14 protein-coding genes are annotated in these 13592 nt (G+C 71.7%); 2 read left to right on the forward strand and 12 right to left on the reverse strand.

The annotated features are described in order from the left end of the window. Positions 1 to 130: 130 nt before the first annotated feature. Positions 131 to 757 (reverse strand): mycothiol-dependent nitroreductase Rv2466c family protein, encoded by a 627-nt coding sequence (locus tag CLT68_RS00120; RefSeq protein ID WP_099847973.1) that lies wholly within the window; start codon positions 755 to 757, stop codon positions 131 to 133. A 221-nt stretch (positions 758 to 978) separates the two neighbouring features. On the opposite strand from CLT68_RS00120, the gene pepN reads away from it, so the two are divergent. Both pepN and CLT68_RS00130 read left to right on the forward strand, forming a co-directional pair. After that, positions 979 to 3528 (forward strand): aminopeptidase N, encoded by a 2550-nt coding sequence (pepN, locus tag CLT68_RS00125; protein ID WP_099847975.1) that lies wholly within the window; start codon positions 979 to 981, stop codon positions 3526 to 3528. An 85-nt stretch (positions 3529 to 3613) separates the two neighbouring features. Continuing rightward, positions 3614 to 4177 (forward strand): Uma2 family endonuclease, encoded by a 564-nt coding sequence (locus CLT68_RS00130; protein WP_099856640.1) that lies wholly within the window; start codon positions 3614 to 3616, stop codon positions 4175 to 4177. 67 nt (positions 4178 to 4244) lie between these two features. Here CLT68_RS00130 and CLT68_RS00135 read toward each other — a convergent pair whose 3' ends face one another. The 11 genes from CLT68_RS00135 to CLT68_RS00185 form a co-directional block, all read right to left on the reverse strand. Next, a complete protein-coding gene (locus CLT68_RS00135) occupies positions 4245 to 4652 on the reverse strand; it encodes a DUF5130 family protein (RefSeq protein ID WP_088949767.1) in 408 nt (135 codons plus the stop codon). Then, positions 4639 to 4953 (reverse strand): aa3-type cytochrome oxidase subunit CtaJ, encoded by a 315-nt coding sequence (gene ctaJ / locus CLT68_RS00140; protein WP_435794572.1) that lies wholly within the window; start codon positions 4951 to 4953, stop codon positions 4639 to 4641. Before ctaJ ends, CLT68_RS00135 begins: the two co-directional genes overlap by 14 nt. Before the next feature lie 57 nt (positions 4954 to 5010). Continuing rightward, positions 5011 to 6474 (reverse strand): amidase, encoded by a 1464-nt coding sequence (locus CLT68_RS00145; RefSeq protein WP_099847977.1) that lies wholly within the window; start codon positions 6472 to 6474, stop codon positions 5011 to 5013. Between the two features lie 89 nt (positions 6475 to 6563). Further along, positions 6564 to 7565 (reverse strand): amidohydrolase family protein, encoded by a 1002-nt coding sequence (locus tag CLT68_RS00150; protein WP_099847979.1) that lies wholly within the window; start codon positions 7563 to 7565, stop codon positions 6564 to 6566. Continuing rightward, positions 7565 to 8089: a 3-hydroxyanthranilate 3,4-dioxygenase gene (locus CLT68_RS00155; protein ID WP_099847981.1), complete on the reverse strand. Its 525-nt coding sequence runs from the start codon at positions 8087 to 8089 to the stop codon at positions 7565 to 7567. Before CLT68_RS00155 ends, CLT68_RS00150 begins: the two co-directional genes overlap by 1 nt. Beyond that, positions 8086 to 8508, reverse strand: coding sequence for a RidA family protein (locus tag CLT68_RS00160; RefSeq protein WP_099847983.1), 423 nt, complete (start codon positions 8506 to 8508; stop codon positions 8086 to 8088). The genes CLT68_RS00155 and CLT68_RS00160 overlap by 4 nt, the downstream gene beginning before the upstream one ends. Next, entirely contained in the window at positions 8505 to 9278 is a 774-nt protein-coding gene (locus CLT68_RS00165; protein WP_099847985.1) for a fumarylacetoacetate hydrolase family protein, read from the reverse strand. The genes CLT68_RS00160 and CLT68_RS00165 overlap by 4 nt, the downstream gene beginning before the upstream one ends. Beyond that, positions 9275 to 10339 (reverse strand): 4-hydroxy-2-oxovalerate aldolase, encoded by a 1065-nt coding sequence (dmpG, locus tag CLT68_RS00170; RefSeq protein ID WP_099847987.1) that lies wholly within the window; start codon positions 10337 to 10339, stop codon positions 9275 to 9277. The genes CLT68_RS00165 and dmpG overlap by 4 nt, the downstream gene beginning before the upstream one ends. Beyond that, complete coding sequence (locus CLT68_RS00175; protein WP_486482041.1) at positions 10336 to 11268, reverse strand: acetylating acetaldehyde dehydrogenase; 933 nt, start codon at positions 11266 to 11268, stop codon at positions 10336 to 10338. Before CLT68_RS00175 ends, dmpG begins: the two co-directional genes overlap by 4 nt. Continuing rightward, the gene (locus tag CLT68_RS00180; RefSeq protein ID WP_099847989.1) at positions 11265 to 12062 is read right to left on the reverse strand and encodes a fumarylacetoacetate hydrolase family protein; all 798 of its coding nucleotides are present in this window, start codon (positions 12060 to 12062) and stop codon (positions 11265 to 11267) included. The genes CLT68_RS00175 and CLT68_RS00180 overlap by 4 nt, the downstream gene beginning before the upstream one ends. 47 nt (positions 12063 to 12109) lie before the next feature. After that, on the reverse strand, positions 12110 to 13591 hold the full coding sequence (locus CLT68_RS00185) for a 2-hydroxymuconic semialdehyde dehydrogenase (RefSeq protein WP_099856644.1): 1482 nt from the start codon (positions 13589 to 13591) through the stop codon (positions 12110 to 12112). Between the last annotated feature and the right edge of the window lies 1 nt (position 13592).

Genomic DNA, 13592 nt, shown 5'->3' on the forward strand with positions numbered 1-13592 from the left:
CGGTCTCCCGGTGACGGGGCGGGCATCGCCACGACGCGACACGCCGAGCGGGGCGCGCTGCGGAGGTGGTCGGCGATGGAAAGGACCCCCGATCGACGCCGGGCGTCGGCCGGGGGCCCCTGGACACACCTCAGTCGAAGATCGGGCCCTGCTCCCGGGTGCGCTTGAGCTCGTAGAAGCCCGGCGTGCCGGCGACCAGCAGGACGCCGTCCCAGAGCCGGCCCGCGGCCTCCCCCTTCGGAGCCGGGGTGATCACCGGGCCGAAGAACGCGACAGGGGTGCCGTCCGGGCCGGGCGCGTGGACGACCGGCGTGCCGACGTCCTGCCCGACCGGGCGCATCCCGGCCTCGTGGCTGGCCCGCAGCGCCTCGTCGTAGTCGGTGCTGTCGGCGGCCGCGGCCAGCGCCGGGTCCAGACCGGCGTCGGTCAGCGCGGCGACGTACAGCTCGTGACCCCGCTCCTCCTTGCCCAGGTGCATCCGGGTGCCGAGCGCGGTGTAGAGGGGACGCAGGGCGTCGTTGCCGTACCGCTGCTCGGCGGCGATGCAGATCCGCACCGGGCCCCAGGCGGTCTTCAGGAACTCCTTGTATTCCTCGGGCATCTCGTCCCGGCCATCGTTGAGCACGGCGAGGCTCATCACGTGGAAACGGATGTCCACGTCACGGACCTGCTCGACCTCAAGCAGCCAGCGGGATGTGATCCACGCCCACGGGCAGGCCGGATCGAACCACATGTCGGCGGTGACACGATCGGTCACGGTGAGCTCCCTTCGCGACGGGGGCGCCGGCAGTCCGGCGTCTCAGGGGAATCTTCACCCCGCAGCCCGTCGAGCGGCACCCGAATGAGAGCGTGACCTCGGCCACCGCGGGCTGCTCGTACATGGAAGACTCGGTTCGGGCCGGCCGCCACGAGCGGTTGGCAGACGGGCGCCGCCGGGCGTACGGCGAGATGTTGGGATGGAGACGAACAGTGCCGGGAGTGCGCAACCTGACGCAGGTCGAGGCGACCGAGCGGGCTCGCCTGCTCAATGTGACGGGGTACGACATCAGTCTGGACCTGTCCACCGCCGTGCTGGCGGCGGACGGCCGCACGTTCCGGTCCACGACCGAGGTGCGTTTCCGCTGCTCGGAGCCGGGTGCGAGCACGTTCATCGAGCTGGCCGCCGAGTCGGTGCGTTCCGCGACGCTGAACGGCTCCCCCGTCGACCTCTCCGACTGGTCGGCCGAGAAGGGCCTGGTGCTGTCCTCCCTGGACAGCGACAACACGCTGGTCGTCGACGCCGACTTCGGTTACTCCAACAGCGGCCAGGGTCTGCACCGCACTGTCGACCCGGTGGACGGCGAGACGTACCTCTACAGCCAGTTCGAGACGGCCGACGCGCAGCGGGTGTTCGCCTGCTTCGACCAGCCCGACCTGAAGAGCGTCTACACCTGGCACGCCACGGTGCCGGCGCACTGGCGGGCCGTGTCCAACATGCCCGTGCAGCGCGAGGAGCCGGCGGGTGAGGGGCTCAAGACCCTGCACTTCACCGTGTCGCCCCGGATGAGCACCTACATCACCGCGATGTGCGCCGGCCCGTACCACGAGGTGCGGGACAGCCACGACGGCATCGACCTGGGGGTGTTCTGCCGCGCGTCGATGGCGCGCTACCTGGACGCCGACGACCTGTTCCTGATCACCAAGCAGGGCTTCGACTTCTTCCACGAGAAGTTCGGCGTGCGCTACCCGCTGCCGAAGTACGACCAGCTCTGGGTGCCCGACTTCAACGCCGGCGCGATGGAGAACTTCGGCTGCGTCACGCACGCCGAGTCGCACTACCTGTTCCGCTCGCAGGTCACCGACTTCGAGTACGAGCAGCGGGCCAACACGATCCTGCACGAGCTGGCCCACATGTGGTTCGGCGACCTGGTCACCATGCGCTGGTGGAACGACCTGTGGCTCAACGAGTCGTTCGCCGAGTGGGCCAGCCACTGGTGCAACACCCACGCCACCCGGTTCACCGAGGCATGGACGACGTTCCTGTCCATCCGCAAGAACTGGGGCTACCGGCAGGACCAGCTCTCCTCCACGCACCCGGTCTACACCGAGATGCCGGACATGGAGGCCGTCGAGGTCAACTTCGACGGCATCACCTACGCCAAGGGCGCGAGCGTCCTCAAGCAGCTCGTCGCGTACGTGGGTGAGGAGCCGTTCGTCGCCGGGCTGCGGGCCTACTTCGGCAAGCACGCCTGGGGCAACGCCACCTTCGACGACCTGCTCACCGAGCTGGAGGCGGCCTCCGGCCGGGAGCTGCGCAAGTTCGCGGCGCAGTGGCTGGAGACCGCACAGGTCAACACGCTCCGCCCGGAGGTGACCATCGGCGCGGACGGCACCTACGAGCAGGTGGCGGTCCTCCAGGAGGCGCCGACGGCATACCCGACGCTGCGGACGCACCGGATCGGCGTGGGCCTGTACGACCTCACCGACGGGCGGCTGGTCCGTCGCGAGCGCTACGAGGTGGACGTGACCGGCGAGCGGACCGACCTCGCCGAGCTGCGCGGTGTCCGGGCGGCCGACGTGCTGCTGCTCAACGACGACGACCTGAGCTACACCAAGCTGCGCCTCGACGACCGGTCGATGGCCAACGTGGTGCAGCACATCGGTGGCTTCGAGTCGTCGCTGGCCCGGGCGCTGTGCTGGACCGCCGCGTGGGACATGATCCGCGACGCCGAGCTGTCGGCCCGTGACTACGTGGCGCTCACGCTGAGCGGGCTGCCCGCCGAGACCGACATCAACCTGGTCACCGCCACCCTGCGGCAGGCGACCACCGCGCTCACCCTGTACGCCGACCCGGCCTGGGCGCCGACCGGTTGGGCCGACCTGGCCCGTACCGCCCGGGACGCGCTCGCCAGCGCCGAGCCCGGCAGCGGTTTCCAGCTGGCCTGGGCCCGCGCGTTCACCTCGGCAGCCCGCTCCGACGAGGACCTGGCGACCCTGCGCGGTTGGCTGGACGACACCGGCATCCCGGCCGGGCTGACCGTGGACACCGAGCTGCGCTGGTCGGTCCTCGCCGCGCTGGTGGCCAACGGCGCGGCCGGTGCCGCCGAGATCGAGGCGGAGCTGGCCGGCGACCGCACCGCGAGCGGTGAGCGGGAGGCCGCGTACGCCCAGGCGTTGTTGCCGACGGCCGAGAACAAGGCCGCCCTGTGGGCGCTGCTGACCGGCTCCGACGCGCTGCCCAACTGGCGGCACCGGGCGCTGTTGCAGGGCTTCGCGCACCCGACCCAGGTGGAGCTGATCGCCCCGTACCGGGAGCGGTACTTCGAGACGGTGGCGCAGGTGTGGGCCACCCGGGACAGCGAGCCGGCGCAGGAGTTCGCCCAGTTGGCATACCCGGCCTACCTGGTGGAGGACGACACGGTGGCGGCCACCGACGCGTGGCTGGCCGGCGACGGGCACCCCGGCCCGCTGCGCCGGCTGGTCGCCGAGGGCCGCGACGGCGTGCTGCGGGCGCTCAAAGCCCGCGCGAAGGACGCGCAGACCGCCTGAGCAGCGGTTGTCCGGCCCGGGGCCGGCGTGGGTGTGAGCCCGCGCCGGCCTCGGGCCATTATGGTTGCGGAAGGAGGTGGACGCGATGGCACAGCCGACCTACCAGTGGCAGCCCCCGGAGCGGGGCTGGCGCGAGCAGGACCTTTTCGACCTGCCTGCGGACGGGAACCGCTACGAGATCATCGACGGGAGCCTGCACGTGACCCCTCCAGCTGGTCCCGAGCACCACGAGTTGGCGGACGAGATCCGGATGACGCTGCGCCAGGCGGGTCCCACCGATTGGCGGGTGATCCGGGAGATTGGGGTGCGGGTTCCCGGCGGCAATCTCATCCCTGATCTGACGGTGTTGCGACCGAGCGCACCGCGCGGGCGAATGTGGGCCGAACCGCTGGACATCGCGCTTGTCCTGGAAGTCGAGTCGACGGGAAGCCGTCGTCATGACCGGTTCACCAAGCCGGCGCTGTACGCCGAGGCGGGTATTCCGCACTACTGGCGGGTGGAACGCGGCGATTTCGGCCCGGTGATCTACCGCTACCGGCTCGGCAAGGGTGACCATTACGAACTGCTGGGCACCGTTGGCCCGGACGACCCGGTGAGCGTGGACGAGCCGTGGCCGATGAGGTTGGACCCGAGCGCCTGGCCTCGCTGAAACAACCCAGGCAGATCGAAGCCCGGCCCGCTGTTCGCGGGCCGGGCTTCGTCGTACGAGGAGAGGGTCAGCCCTTGCCGGCGTGGCTGGAGAGCTGGTCGAGGCCGTTGATGATGCCGCCGGCCAGGTCACCGCCGCTGAACGCGCCGGCCATCGAGAGCGCGGCCAGCTTGGCGTACGTGTCGGGGATGCGCTTGCGCGCGTACCGGCCGGTGATGATCTCCAGCTGACGCTGGTTGGGCGACACCGCGATCAGCACCGACTTGTCCGGGTCGGCGAGCTGACGGTGCAGCCGCTGGGCGTGCTCCCGGACGGGCTCGTCGAGACCGCCGACGAAGACCGAGAAGACCAGGCCGGTGCCCTGGTCGGCAAGGCGCAACGCCTCGTCGATGCGCAGCAGCTGGCGGGTCGAGAAGGGCCCGTCCAGCACCTCGGGCGGATTTTCCGACCCGGCGTGCTTTTCACCAACGGTCACTTGCGCCTCCGGTTCCACCGGCCGGCGCCTCGACGCTGGCCTGCTCAAGCTTGTGGCTGGTCAGCGCGGGCGCCTGCGCCCCCGCCGTCAGCGCGGTGCCGGCCGAGTCGGCCAGCTGCTCCGGGCGGCCCAGGAACCAGACCGGAGTGAAGTCGAAGGGCCGGCCCGGGCGGTAGCGCTTGGCACCACGGCCACCGCCGGTGGCACCACCGCTGCTACCGGCATAGGTGAGGCCGGCGATGACCAGCACCGCGGCCAGCGGGATGCCGACGAAGACCAGCAACGTCTCGGTAACAGACAATCCCAACGCCCCCAGGCGGAAGAAGGACGACCTCGAACAAGCGGGTCGGATGGATGATCATGATGCTGGCCACCCGACGCCGTCACCATTCACGTTAGCGGAGTCGACGGCCCGCCAGATTGCGGGGTGCCGATCCCATCCGTCACTGGAGTTCTCCAGTTGCGCAGCGGTCGCGATGAGCCGGGCGTCGTCGCCGTACCGGCCGGTGAGCAGCACCCCGACGGGCAGGCCGTCGGTGGTGGTGCCGACCGGTAGGGAGACGGAGGGATCGCCGGTGACGTTGAAGATGGCGCAGTAGGGCGAGAAGCGGCGTTGCCGGTCGAAGTCGGCCGCCGGGTCACCATCGGCGGTGAACCAGCCGACGGGCGCCTGCGGCGCGGCCAGGGTGGGACAGAGCAGCAGGTCGACCCCGGCGGTGCGACGGGCGCCGAGGCGGACCTGAGCCTGCAACTCGCCGAGGGTGGCGGCCAGCGTGCCGGCGGAGATCTCCGCGCCCCGGGCGCGCATCAGCCGGGTCAACGGCAGCAGCTCCGCTTCCCGCTGCGGCGGCACCGGGGCGAGCGCCAGCACGTACCAGAGGATCTCGAACAGCGGCCACACCGCCGGCCCGAGCGGCGGCGGCACCTCGACCACCTCGTGGCCGGCTGCGGTGAGCAGCGCGGCGGCCCGGTCCACGGCGGCCACGCAGTCGGGGTGCACCGGCTCGTCGGCGAGCATCGGCGTGGTGAACCGGCCGATGCGCAGCGGGCCGGGCTCGGCCCGGCGTGCCACGGCCAGATATCCGCCGGACGGCGCGGGCGGCGACAGGTAGGGTTCGCCGGGGACCGGCACGGCCATCACGTCGAGCAGCGCGGCGACGTCGGCGACGGTCCGCCCGAGCGGGCCGCTGGTGGGCAGGCCGAACGCGCCGGAGCCGAGCGGCCCGCCGGAGACCACGCCACGGCTGGGCTTGTAGCCGACCAGGCCGCAGAGCGACGCCGGGATGCGCAGCGAGCCACCGCCATCGGACCCCTGGGCGACCGGGACCAGCCCGGCAGCCACCGCCGCCGCGGCGCCGCCGCTGGACCCACCAGCGGTGTACGCCAGCTGCCACGGATTGCGGGCCGGCGGCGCGACCCGGCCCTCGGAGTAGAGCGAGCAGCCCAACTCGGAGGTGGTCGTCTTACCGAGGCTGACCAGCCCGGCGGCCTTGATGAACCGGACCACGTCGGCGTCGACCGGCGGGACGAAGTCGACGAAGGCGGCCGAACCGAAGGTGGTGCGCACGCCGGCGGTGAGGGTCAGGTCCTTGATCGCGGTCGGCACACCGTGCAGCGGGCCGCGCGCCTCGACCGGCACGGCGTCGGCGGCGCGTGCGGCCTGCCGGGCGAGGTCCTCGGTGACGGTGACGAACGCGCCCACGGTGTCGCCGAGCGCGGCCACCCGGCCCAGGCAATGCTCGACCAGGTCGACGCTGGTCAGCTCGCCACGGGCGATCGCGGCGGCCTGTTCCAACGCGGTCAGGTCGTGCGGCTCGGCCATCCCCTCATCCTGCCCGCTGGGACGGGCCCCGGGCGTCCGACACACGCCGGACTCCCCCACCCACTCGGCCCACCGGCCCACAGATGCGCTCAGCCGCGCAGGAAGCGCTGGGCGTTGGTGGAGAGGAGCTTGTCGCGCTGGGCGTCGGTGAGGAAGTCGGCGTCGCGGACCACCGCGCCGGCCGGGCGTTCCCCCAACGGGTACGGGTAGTCGCTGCCGACCAGCACCCGGTCCTCCCCCATCGTGTCGACCAGCAGCCGTAGCGCGGGTGCCGCGAAGACCACCGAGTCGACGCTGAACCGGTCCACGTAGCTGCTGGGCGGGGCGACGGACGCGCCACGGACCAGGTCACCACGGCGGTGCCAGGCGTTGTCGGCGCGGCCCAGCCAGAACGGGAAGCTGCCACCACCGTGTGCGAAGCAGATCCGCAACGTCTCGGGCACCCGGTCGAAGACGCCGCCCAGGATCATCGCCAGCACCGACAGGTGCGTCTCGGCGGGCATCCCGGTGAGCCACCGGGCCATCCAGCGGTCCAGGCGCGGGCCGTCCGGCATGTCCCACGGGTGGACGAAGACGGGTGCGCCCACCTCGGCACAGTGCTGGAGGAAGGTGACCACCCCGGCGTCGTCCAGGTCCCGGTCGCCGACGTGGTTGCCGATCTCCACACCCACGTGCCCGGCGGCCAGGCTGCGGTCCAGCTCGGCGCACGCGGCGTCCGGGTCCTGGAGGGGCACCTGGCAGAACGGCACCAGTCGGTCGCCACCGGCAGCGGTGACCTCCAGGGTCAGGTCGTTGAAGATCCGGGCGACCTTCACCGCCTGGTCGGCCGGGCGGTCATAGCTGAAGAAGACCGGGGTGGGCGAGACCACCTGCACGTCCACGCCGTCGGCGTCCATGTCGGCCAGCCGGCGCGACGCGTCCCAGCACTCGGCTCCGACCGGGCGGAACTCCCTCTCCCCCACCATGATCATGGCGGCTCGTTCGGAGTCGACCCGCAGCCACGGCCAGCCGGACCCACCGCACGCCGCGCCGAGGTCCGGCCACCCCTTCGGTACGACGTGCGTGTGCACGTCGACGACGCCTGCGGGCATCAGCCCTTGCCCGGGTGCAGGGTGCCGCAGTTGGCGCAGGTGCGTGCCTGCTCGTCGGCGTAGAACGCCTGGAACACCGGCGGTAGGTCGGCGGCGATGTCGCGGACCTGCAACTCCACCTCGTGCACCTTGTTGCCGCACTTCGGGCAGTACCACTGGAACGTCTCCAGCGTGCCCTCCTCACGGACCCGCTCGACGACCATGCCGATCGAGCCGGCCTCCGGCCGCTGCGGCGAGTGCGGGGTGTTGCGCGGCAGCATCCACATCTGACCCTCGCGCACGTGCACCGTACGCGGCCCCTCGGGGGTGACCAGGTTGATGTGCATGTTGCCCTTGACCTGGTAGAAGAACTCCTCGTACGGGTCCACGTGGAAGTCGGTGCGCTGGTTGGGCCCGCCCACCACCATCACGATGAAGTCGTCCCCGCCGGGGAACATCTCCTTGTTGCCCACCGGCGGCTTCAACAGGTGCTGGTTGTCCGCGATCCACCCGGGAAAGCTGAACGGTTCGGCGATCTCACTCACGACTGACCTCCCGAGGGAAGAAGGGCCACGGCCTGGATCTCGATGAGCAGGTGTGGATGGGGCAACTGGTGCACGGCCACCGTGGTGCGGGTCGGCCCGGACGCGTCGAAGAACTCCGCCCACACCTCGTTGTAACCACCGAAGTCATTCATGTTGACCAGGTACGACGTCACCTGGACGAGGTCGGCGAGGTCCGCGCCGACCGAGCGCAGCAGATCGCCGATGTTCTCGATCACGGCTCGCGTCTGCACCCGGATGTCGAGGTTGGTCGTGCCGAACTCGTCCACCGACACACCAGCGAAGCTGTTGTCCGGCCGCCGCGACGACGTACCCGAGACGAAGGCGAACCCACCCGCCACCTTGACGTGCGGAAAGGCCCCCCGAGGCACAGCCTTGCCGGCCACCACCCGCGCGGTCACGACGACGCCCGCAGCGACGCGGTGCCGAGCTTCTCCACGACCGCACGGACGTGCGCGCCGGGACGCAGCGGCACAGCCGCGGTGGCGGCGCCGGCCAGGAAGACCCACCCGGACTCCAGCCGCACACCGTGCCGGCCGGCCAGCCGGATGCCCTCGTCGAGGGCCCGGCGTGGATCGCCGAGGATCGCCGCCGTCGAACCGACCTGCGCCACCCGCCCGTCGACCTCCAGCAGCACACCCAGGTTGTCCAGACCCGCCGGCACCGGCGACCACGGCCCGATCACGAACGCGGCGGCCGAGGTGTTGTCGGCGATCACGTCCGGCAGCGAGAAGCGGAAGTCCGCGTACCGGGAGTCGATCAGCTCGATGGCCGGGGCGACCGCGCGGACGGCGCTGGCGAAGTCGCCGACCGGCTCACCCGGCTCGGGCAGCCGGTCCAGCAGGAACGCCACCTCCGGCTCGACCCGGGGGTGGATGTACGCGGCCCGGTCCACCACGCCACCGTCGGGGACCCGCATCGTGTTGGTGAGCCGCCCCCAGATCACCTCGTCCACGCCGACCTGTGCCATCTTCGCCCTGCTGGTCAGCCCCATCTTCAGCCCGACGAGCCGCTCACCGGCGTCCACCCGGCGTTGGAGCAGTGCGGCCTGCACGCCGTACGCGGCATCCACGTCGAGGCCGGTCTCGGCGGCGAGCTGCGGGATCGCGGTGGCCGTGGCCGCTGCCGCGCCCAGCTTCTCGGCGATCCCGGCGATGTCCGGTCCGATCATGACTGCTCCTCCTTGCCGGCCAGGTCGAGTGCGACGTCCACGATCATGTCCTCCTGGCCGCCGACCATCCGGCGCCGGCCCAGCTCGACCAGGATCGACCGGACGTCCACCCCGTACCTGGTGGAGGCCCGCTCGGCGTGCCGCAGGAAGCTGGAGTAGACCCCCGCGTACCCCAGGGAGAGCGTTTCCCGGTCCACCTGGACCGGTCGGTCCTGCAACGGGCGGACGATGTCGTCGGCCGCGTCCATCAGCGCGAACACGTCGCAGCCGTGCTTCCAGCCGTGCAGCTCGGCGACCGCCACGAAGACCTCCAGCGGTGCGTTGCCGGCACCCGCGCCCATGCCGGCGAGGGAGGCGTCGACGCGGACGGTCCGGCCGTGGGGTGCGCCCGGGCCGACCGGCGCGGACCCGGTGACCCGACCGTGTTCGACGGCGAGCACGCTGTTGGCGACCCCGAGCGACAGGTTGTGGTGCGCGTGGATGCCGATCTGCGTCTCCGGGTCGAGGACCTGCCGGTACGCGTCGATGCGCTGCGCCACGTCGGACATCAGCAGCCGACCACCGGAGTCGGTGACGTAGACGCAGTGCGCGCCGTAGGACTCCATGAGCTTGGCCTGAGCGGCGAGCCCGGCCGGATCGTTCATGTGCGACATCATCAGGAACCCGGCGACGTCCATTCCGTTCTCCCGCGCCCAGGAGATGTGCTGGGCGGAGATGTCCGCCTCGGTGCAGTGGGTGGCGATCCGGACGCTTGTCACCCCGAGCGCCTTCGCGGCCTTCAGGTCGGCGATCGTGCCGATGCCCGGCAGCAGCAGCGTGGTCAGCTTCGCCGTGGTGAGCACCTCGGCTGCCGCGGAGATCCACTCAGCGTCGCTGGCGGCGCCGTGGCCGTAGTTGACGCTGGAACCGGCGAGCCCGTCCCCGTGCGCCACCTCGATCGCGGCCACCCCGGCGGCGTCCAGCGCGGCGGCGATGGCGCGGACCTGCTCGACGCTGTACTGGTGGGCGATGGCGTGCATGCCGTCGCGCAGCGTCACGTCCTGGATGTACAGGTCGGTCATGGCGCGGCCACCTCCGAAGAACGCAGGGCGATCAGCCGCTCCGCGGTACGCAGAGCGGCAGAGGTCATGATGTCCAGGTTCCCGGCGTACGCCGGCAGGTAGTGCCCGGCACCGGAGACCTCCAGGAAGACCGACACCTGCAACGCGGTGAGCTGCCGCCCGAGCGTCGGCACGTACGCCCGCACCCGGTCGAACTGCACGTCCTGCTTGAGCCGGTAGCCGGGGACGTACTCCTGCACCGCCGCCACCATGTCCGCCACCGAGGCGGCGATGGCGTCGGTGTCGGCGTCGGCGTCCGGGCAGAGGCAGTAGACGGTGTCCCGCATGAGCAGTGGCGGGTCCGCCGGGTTCAGCACGATGATCGCCTTGCCCCGCTCGGCCCCACCGACCACCTCGATGGCCCGAGCGGTGGTCTCGGTGAACTCGTCGATGTTGGCCCGGGTGCCCGGGCCGGCCGACCGGGAGGCGATCGAGGCGACGATCTCCCCGTACGCCACCGGGGTGACCCGGCGCACCGCGGCGACGATCGGCACCGTTGCCTGCCCGCCGCAGGTCACCATGTTGACGTTCGACTCGTGCAGGTGCTCGTCGAGGTTGACCGGCGGCACGACGTACGGGCCGAGCGCGGCCGGGGTCAGGTCGACCACCGTGCGGCCGTGCGCGCGCAGCACCTCGTCGTGGTGTCGGTGCGCTCCCGCCGAGGTGGCGTCGAAGACCAGTTCGACGTCGGCGAACTCGGGCATCGCGACCAGCCCGTCCACGCCGTCGGCGGTGGTGGCCACGCCCAGGCGGCGGGCCCGGGCCAGCCCGTCGGACTCCGGGTCGATGCCGGCCATCGCCACCATCTTCAGGCTGTCACTCAGCCGCAACACCTTGATCATCAGATCGGTGCCGATGTTTCCGGACCCGAGCACCGCCACACCGGTCACTGGTTGTCTCCCTTGCTGAAACTCGTGCGCACCGAGCCGAGCCCGGAGATCCGTGCCTCGTACGCGGCTCCCGGGGTGACCGGGACCATCGGGCCGAGCGCCCCGGAGAGCACCACGTCCCCGGCGCGCAGCGGGTCACCGGCGCGAGCGAGCGTGCTGGCCAACCAGTGCAGGGCGTGCAGCGGGTTGCCCAGGCAGGCCGCGCCGGCGCCGACCGAGACCGGCTCGCCGGCGTGTTCCAGCACCATTCCGCACAGCCGCAGGTCGACGTCGGCGAGGCGGCGAGGCGTGGTGCCGAGCACGAAGAGCCCGCTGGAGGCGTTGTCGGCGACGGTGTCCACGATGGAGATGTCCCAGCCGGCGATCCGCGAGTCGACGATCTCGATCGCCGGCAGCACGTAGTCCACCGCGCGGATCAGGTCGACAGTGGTGATCTGCGGGTCGGCGAGATCCCTGTCGAGCACGAACGCGATCTCCGCCTCGACCCGCGGCTGGAGCAGCCGGTCGATGGGCACCTCGACCCCGTCGCCGACCGCCATGGCGTCGGTCAGCATGCCGAAGTCCGGTTGGAACACCCCAAAGGTCTCCTGCACCGCCCGGGAGGTCAGCCCGATCTTCGCGCCGACCCGGCGTTCACCGCGGCCCTGCCAGGCCCGCGCCTGGAGCTGCTGCACGTGGTACGCGGACTCGACGTCGCCCTCCGGCAGCAGCCGGCCCCGAAGTGGTGCACACGGCTTGCCGGTGCTGCGGGCGTCGGCCAGCTCCCGGTTGGCGGCCTCGATGTCAGCTTCCATGCCCGCTCCCTCGCTACGGCTCACGACAGGTCCACGCTCGCTACGGCTCACGACAGGTCCACGCAGACGTTGGTGAGTTCGGAGTAGAAGTTCAGCGAGTGCACGCCGCCCTCCCGGCCGATGCCGGACGCCTTCACCCCGCCGAACGGGGTGCGCAGGTCACGCAGGAACCACGTGTTGACCCACACGATGCCGGCGTCGAGCCGGGCGCCGGCCCGGTGCGCGACGCCCACGTCCCGGGTCCAGACGGTCGCCGCGAGGCCGTACTCGGTGCCGTTCGCCAGCGCGTACGCCTCGTCCTCGGTGTCGAACGGCGCGACGTGCACCACCGGCCCGAAGATCTCCTCGCGGTTGGTGCGCGCCTGCGGGCCGAGCCCGGTGAGCACTGTCGGCTGCACGTACGACCCGCCGTCGCGGGTGTCACCGAAGGTGGGCGTGCCGCCACCGGTGAGCACCTCGGCGCCCTCGGCGCGGGCCAGCTCGTACGCGCCGAGCACCTTCGACCGGTGCTGGTGGGAGATCAGCGGCATGGTGGCGGTGGCCTCGTCGGTCGGCCAGCCGTACGCCAGCTCACCGGCCCGCTTCGCCAGCCGGGCCGTGAACTCCTCGAAGACCGGGCGCTGCACGTAGATGCGTTCGGTGCAGAGGCACACCTGCCCACCGTTGGTGAAGCTGGACCGCACCGAGCCGGCCACCGCGGCGTCCAGGTCGGCGTCGGCGAAGACCAGGCCGGCGTTCTTGCCGCCCAGCTCGAAGCTGACCGCCTTCACGCCGTCGGCGGCGGCCCGCATGATCGCGCCGCCGGTGGCCGACTCGCCGGTGAAGGTGATCGCGTCCACGCCGGGGTGGCGGGTGAGGAACTCACCCGCCGAGTCCGGCCCGAACCCGTGCACCAGGTTGAACACCCCGGCCGGTACGCCCGCGGCGGCCATCACCTCGGCGAGCACCGTCGCCGAGGCGGGTGTCTCCTCGCTGGGCTTGACCACCACGGCGTTGCCGCAGGCCAGCGCCGGGGCGACCTTCCAGGTGAGCAGCAGCAGCGGCAGGTTCCACGGCACGATGACCGCGACCACGCCGACCGGCTTGCGCAGCGCGTAGTTGAGCGCCCGGCCACCGGTCGGGGTGACCGTCGTGAACGACTCGGTGGGCGCGGTCGCCACGATCTCCGCGAACGCCCGGAAGTTCGCCGCACCACGAGGAATGTCCAGCGTGCGGGCCTGGGCGATGGACTTGCCGGTGTCGGCGACCTCGGCGGTGACCAGATCGTCGAAGCGGCGCTCCAACTCGTCGGCGACCCGGCGCAACACCTCGGCGCGTTCCCGTTCGCCCATCCGGCCCCACGGCCCGCGCAGCGCCGCCCGGGCGGCGGCCACCGCGTCGTCCACAGTCGACCGCGACGCCTCGTCCACCTCGAAGACCTGGTCCCCGGTGACCGGGCTGGCCTTGGTGAACATCGACCCGCCGGCGACGAACTCGCCGGCGACGAAGTTGCGCAACCGCTGCGGGCCACCCGGCGCGTGGCCGGCCATC

It is taken from the genome of Micromonospora sp. CNZ299, from assembly GCF_002754415.1.

Coding starts and splice junctions, on each gene's coding strand:
- CLT68_RS00130 (WP_099856640.1), top strand. CDS start 3,614: ATGGCACAGCCGACCTACCAGTGGCAGCCCCCGGAGCGGGGCTGGCGC.
- CLT68_RS00180 (WP_099847989.1), bottom strand. CDS start 12,062: ATGGAAGCTGACATCGAGGCCGCCAACCGGGAGCTGGCCGACGCCCGC.
- CLT68_RS00185 (WP_099856644.1), bottom strand. CDS start 13,591: ATGGCCGGCCACGCGCCGGGTGGCCCGCAGCGGTTGCGCAACTTCGTC.
- CLT68_RS00145 (WP_099847977.1), bottom strand. CDS start 6,474: ATGGCCGAGCCGCACGACCTGACCGCGTTGGAACAGGCCGCCGCGATC.
- dmpG (WP_099847987.1), bottom strand. CDS start 10,339: ATGACCGACCTGTACATCCAGGACGTGACGCTGCGCGACGGCATGCAC.
- CLT68_RS00165 (WP_099847985.1), bottom strand. CDS start 9,278: ATGATCGGACCGGACATCGCCGGGATCGCCGAGAAGCTGGGCGCGGCA.
- CLT68_RS00150 (WP_099847979.1), bottom strand. CDS start 7,565: ATGCCCGCAGGCGTCGTCGACGTGCACACGCACGTCGTACCGAAGGGG.